The organism is Robbsia andropogonis (assembly GCF_000970345.1).
Lineage (GTDB): Bacteria > Pseudomonadota > Gammaproteobacteria > Burkholderiales > Burkholderiaceae > Robbsia > Robbsia andropogonis.
Genome location: NZ_LAQU01000084.1, coordinates 1 through 4,922, shown reverse-complemented (window position 1 = coordinate 4,922; position 4,922 = coordinate 1). Strand labels below are relative to the sequence as shown.

The 4,922-nt window shown below is 52.5% G+C and carries 5 protein-coding genes and 1 pseudogene; all 6 read left to right on the top strand.

What is annotated here, in order from left to right:
- Window positions 1-1,698 (top strand): annotated as a pseudogene (locus WM40_RS25605) (restriction endonuclease subunit R); the annotation flags it as partial.
- Between the two features lie 462 nt (window positions 1,699-2,160).
- Entirely contained in the window at window positions 2,161-2,565 is a 405-nt protein-coding gene (locus tag WM40_RS25600) for a PAAR domain-containing protein (RefSeq protein WP_046154434.1), read from the top strand.
- A gap of 3 nt (window positions 2,566-2,568) precedes the next feature.
- A complete protein-coding gene (locus WM40_RS25595; protein ID WP_046154433.1) occupies window positions 2,569-3,072 on the top strand; it encodes a DUF4123 domain-containing protein in 504 nt (167 codons plus the stop codon).
- Complete coding sequence (locus WM40_RS25590) at window positions 3,065-3,529, top strand: hypothetical protein (RefSeq protein WP_046154432.1); 465 nt, start codon at window positions 3,065-3,067, stop codon at window positions 3,527-3,529. Before WM40_RS25595 ends, WM40_RS25590 begins: the two co-directional genes overlap by 8 nt.
- Window positions 3,420-4,016: a restriction endonuclease fold toxin 5 domain-containing protein gene (locus WM40_RS25585; RefSeq protein ID WP_082103262.1), complete on the top strand. Its 597-nt coding sequence runs from the start codon at window positions 3,420-3,422 to the stop codon at window positions 4,014-4,016. The genes WM40_RS25590 and WM40_RS25585 overlap by 110 nt, the downstream gene beginning before the upstream one ends.
- A 4-nt stretch (window positions 4,017-4,020) precedes the next feature.
- Entirely contained in the window at window positions 4,021-4,752 is a 732-nt protein-coding gene (locus tag WM40_RS25580) for an immunity 52 family protein (protein ID WP_046154430.1), read from the top strand.
- Window positions 4,753-4,922 lie beyond the last annotated feature (170 nt).

Sequence of the window (4,922 nt, the reverse complement as noted above, 5' to 3'; positions counted from 1 at the left end):
CAATTTGACGAGAAGGACGACGGCGAGAAGATCATCTCTCTAAATCCGATGCCTAACATTAGTGCCATTGCGTACAAGCTTTCGGAAGGGGATTGGCGTCCTTTTGGCGCTTCGGAAATGAAAGTAAAAGGAGAGGAAATCCAGTTTTACTCGGTGAGCGAAGATCAAACCCTAGTGATGGCCGTGACGCGCGCTGTGTCGCCAGTTTCGTGGGCAAACACCGCAGCAATTTCGTCGACCGATTGGCATCTGTACCTTGCGTACTATCGAAAACAGGATCAAACGCTCTTTATTAGTAGCTCCGGTGACGACCGACAGTCTGCAAGCTTCCGAAATTGCGTATGCCAAAAAAGCGAGAGGATAGCCGGAGAAAAGACCTTTCGCATACTTCACGACATCAACCTCCTGAAGTTTCAAAATGTTGGATTAACACGCGGCACTAGAGACGTCCGCTTCACCATGCATGTTGGTCGGGACATAAACGCCGTGATGGACGATCTGGAAAACGGGACGGCCATCAAATCTAACATCTTTGGGATTGGTTTCGAGAAAGGTAACAAAAAAACTGCTGGATGTTCCTATAAAGGAAAGCTCTGGGAGATGAACTCAGAGTCCATTGATTACTGGGTAAGATGGTGTGACTCAGTATCTAGCAAGATCAACAATTCAAATATCAATACAAAAGATATCCTTAGGAATGTCATTCGATCCGAAAGGATTGAAGGAGGCTGGCCTGACGGATTATTTTACGCTGATTGGCCAGATTCAATCTATATTGAGAATGAGCGTAATATTATGCTCTCAGTCGATAGCGTACTCTATAGTTTGATGGATCTTCGCCTTGGTTATCCGACTCGGCAAACCAACACCAGCTTGCAGATCCCAATATTCGCAAGCGATGAAATGGATGCTGAGAGAGAAATTGCTTCAATTATAATCTTGCTTAAAGAAGATGGCTATGAAGTTAAATGTGATGGAATTCAGCTCATTTATGGCGGAGACCGATCCTTTTCAGAATACTTGGAGGACCATCCGCTCAGGATATTGAAACAAGATGGCTCAATAATTTTAGGTAACTATCGGTACTTTAGCCCACAAACTCTCAACGTAAAACTTCCAAGAAAGCTTTTGTCGAGCTGGGATTGGGGCACCACCCAGATAAACAAGGAATCCATGGGGAAAGACCGGGATCTAGACACAGTCCAAGGATTCACCTATTCTAAAATTGCAGCAGCATACGAAATCGTATTCAACGATGATGGCAACGGAGAGATTGCAGATCTTGTCGCAATAAACGAAAGGGACGACCACATTCAAATAGATTTCTACCATTGCAAATACTGCAGTAAAGATGCTAAACCCGGCGCTCGCGTCGATGACACATATGTGGTGAGCGGTCAGGCTAGCCGATCCGTAAAGTGGCTGCACACCGGCGAAGCGATTTTTGGGCGGCTTCTCGACAGGTATAGCGCCTCGCTCGAAAGTGCATTCGACAGGCTGCTTAAGGGGCGCCCCGAGCAGTTGGACTTGCTTCGCAATAAATGTCGCGACGTCGAGTTACGGATTGGATTCTTTATTGTCCAACCGGCTATCTCGGAAGCTCGTATTACCGAAGAAATGTTGACTGTGCTCGGAGCTAGTTATATCTATTTGAAAAACATTTCTAGCACCGAGCTAAAGGTGATCGTCAATAAATAGATTTCGAGCGATTGCTAGCTCGCATGTACAAGCCTCTGAATTCAAGATTGGGTCAAAAATGCTCGCAAGAGCTGATGATCCCTCTGGGGACTCGCGTTGCGAAGGTCCGTTCCACGTTGCTATAGGCCGTTGATGTTTCTGCGCATCGACAGTCTGCAACGGGTCGTTAGCCAACGGTCAGATCGATAATCCGAAGTTCCTTACGATTGCGTCTGCTTGTTGCTGCATTTCGGTCGTCGGCCAAATGATCACTGAATGACTCATATGGCCGACGAGCAGCCGCCCGCAATTAGCGCTACAAACGGCGGCTAGTACTGGTACGAAAATTTCGACCGGTTTTGATGCTATGGACGGCATGTACCGCCACCGACGCGGGTGCATAGAAATACCGTTTCTTGTCACGCTTAGTGGACGTGGGATGATCTAGAATAATACTGGTCGGTATTGTGTTCGGAGGCATATATGACTAGGCGGGCGATTATCTGCAAGGGCGACAGCACCACCCACGGCGGCGTGGTGCTCGAAGGCAGTACCAGCGGCACAATCCACGGCCGGCCGATTGCCGGCGTGGGCCATCTCGTCAGTTGCCCACGCTGCAAAGGCGTGTTTCCGATTCAGTCTGACACGCTCGGTAGGCGCTACCCCCACCACTTCTTAGGTATCGACACCGCAGTCGAGGGCATGCGCACGGCCTGCGGCGCCGAGTTGATTGCCTCGCAGCATGACATGGTAATAGACGATGTCGGCACCGGGACACCGGACCACAGCGTCGGTGCCGTAGGCGTGACGAGCGACTCGACTACGTTATGCCTTGAATGTCTGAAAGCCGCGGCAGAAAGCGGCGCCACGACAATTGCCCGCAGCTAGCGCATGGACTTGGTAGCCATCCACACCCATCTGGAAGCGCGCCGACATGCTGCGTCGCTGCCGGTACGGTTATATGCCCTTGCAGACGCGCTGCTCCTCGCCAGCAGTCGGGACGCGCCCGCACTAGTGCGCTCGCCAGCCAATGTCGCGTTGTTCGACGGAACCGCCGACGCTGCCTTGGCAGACGCTGGCCCCTGGCTCATCGACGTTGATGGTACTTCCGAGACGTTGCGCGACGCGTTGCAACACCAAGCTGCAGGCAGTAACGGCATTTCCTGGCTCATCAGTGCCTACGACATCACATCGCTCGGCCGGGAGATGCAACAACGCCTTGATGCACGGCTTCCGAACGGGAACACCGTGCTTTTACGCTTCTATGACGCACGCGCGATGGCATCAATCGAAAGCATGTTGACGTTTTCACAGCGCCTATCCTTTTTTCATCCTACATTCGATTGGTTTACGCAGATCAACAGCCAACTCACGCGGATTCATCCTCATGCTTGAATTCACTTCGGACCAGGTCGCGGCGCTAGCCGAGATTGACGCCAAGGCGTTCGTATCACGCGTGGTCGCTGATCTCGCATCGGACAATCCGGTGCTAGCGGCGGAGCAGACGCTGCCTGTGCGGCTCTGGCAGGCCTTCACCGCCGCACGCCTGCTTGGCATTGAGAGAGATGACAATCTGGTCGCCTTTCTGCACATGGAGACGTATGCCTCAAAGTTCTACGAGCAGCCAGCCGTTCGTAACTGGTTGACACGTCCAGGCCGGCCCCCGGACGAGCGTCTTCATGACTATTTTCGGGTTGTTCAATGGAAAATCGACAATCCTGAGTTCAATGGAGGAATAAACAATGGCAGTTCTGGCGGTGCCGGTAATCGAGGGAGCCGGGATAGTGGGCGCAGCGTTGCTGCGGGCTGGGGCCGCCTTATTGGGTGGCGCCGCCGTGGCGGGAACGGCTAGCCTCTCCGGTGACACGGCGAAGGAGCAAAGCGCGGCCAAGCCAGTTGCGCGAACGCTGCCACGTACCGGTGAGCCTTGTAAGAAATGCCCGCCGGAGGCGGGAAACGAGATACGGCGGAGTCATGGCGTCAACTGGGTTTCGTATCGCTATCAAGCGCGCATCACCGGCTTTGCGTTTGATAATGAGGCGTGTCTTTGGAGCAACGAGTGGGAATGGCTCGGCGTTGATTTTGACGGATTCCAACCTGAGCAATGTATGTTGCAAGAGGCGAAGGGCGATTACGATCAGTTTCTCGATGAAGATGACGAGCCAAAACCTTTCTTCCAGGGGTTCACCAAACTTGAAGAGCAAATGGAGCGCCAGGCCAGCCGGGTGACAGCCAACCCGCCCGCGCGATTGACGTGGTACTTTATGACACCAAACGCGCGCGCATACTTACTCCCGTTTTTAACGCGTAATCGCATCGCTTCCATTTACCTTCCCTGAATCCATGGATATCACTGCTCAATACCGTGATAGTAAAAACATTCCACATTCGGAGTTCGGCATTCACTTCGCTCGCCTTCACAAAGTGCTGTCGCAGTTGGCTGGCAAAGACTCGAAATACAGTAGGTGGTATCTGCAGACCGATACGGAAAGCCAAGCTCACCTCTACGAGGTGTACGACAAGGCCGGCGCAATGACACCTGCTGCACTTGCGGTACTCAAGGAGGAATACCGCAAGGATTTTGACGAATCGAAGCGCGTCGGCATCTGGAATGGCATTTCGGACAAGCTCTTCTGTGCCACTGTCACCTTAGGAATGGACAACTCAGTCCTCCCGAATTCTATTGACATCCGTGTTGGTTCAGCAAAAGGAATACCCGAAACCTTCTCTTCATCAGTTGATTTTGCTGCAATAGTGGCTGCGGTTGCGACGACGTATCTGCCGTCTTACATAACCGTCGCCCCCCGGAAATACATTACACGGCAAGTGTTCGACGACAAGTTGGGCGTAGGCTGGATGCTCTATCTTCCTCGAATTATCACGGCGAAGGAAGTGCCCGAAGCACGCGAGCTGATACCGGTGTTGGACTTTGAAAAGGTCCAAATCGGCACGATCATCGTCAGCGTCACTGAAGGCGTCTTCTCGGTAGACGACCCGGTGCACGTTGAAATAGCCAATCGCATCGAAATCAGGCTAGTCGACCGGGATATGCTCCCGAGATATCAAGATCTTTGAGGCGCGCGACCTGGCCTAATAGCGTCGAGCGAAGGCATCCCTCTATTGGTATTGCTGGGCGCACAAACAAACGACTTAGCCGTGTGCTTCTGCCTTCGGCGCTGCCTCAACAGAGAGGCGCAAGCCCAGCGCACTTACAAGCTTGCGGATCGTTTCGTACCGCGGCTGCT

Excerpts from the sequence above, each read along its gene's own strand:
- WM40_RS25600 (WP_046154434.1), top strand. The coding sequence starts at position 2,161 with ATGACTAGGCGGGCGATTATCTGCAAGGGCGACAGCACCACCCACGGC.
- WM40_RS25595 (WP_046154433.1), top strand. The coding sequence starts at position 2,569 with ATGGACTTGGTAGCCATCCACACCCATCTGGAAGCGCGCCGACATGCT.
- WM40_RS25590 (WP_046154432.1), top strand. The coding sequence starts at position 3,065 with ATGCTTGAATTCACTTCGGACCAGGTCGCGGCGCTAGCCGAGATTGAC.
- WM40_RS25585 (WP_082103262.1), top strand. The coding sequence starts at position 3,420 with ATGGCAGTTCTGGCGGTGCCGGTAATCGAGGGAGCCGGGATAGTGGGC.
- WM40_RS25580 (WP_046154430.1), top strand. The coding sequence starts at position 4,021 with ATGGATATCACTGCTCAATACCGTGATAGTAAAAACATTCCACATTCG.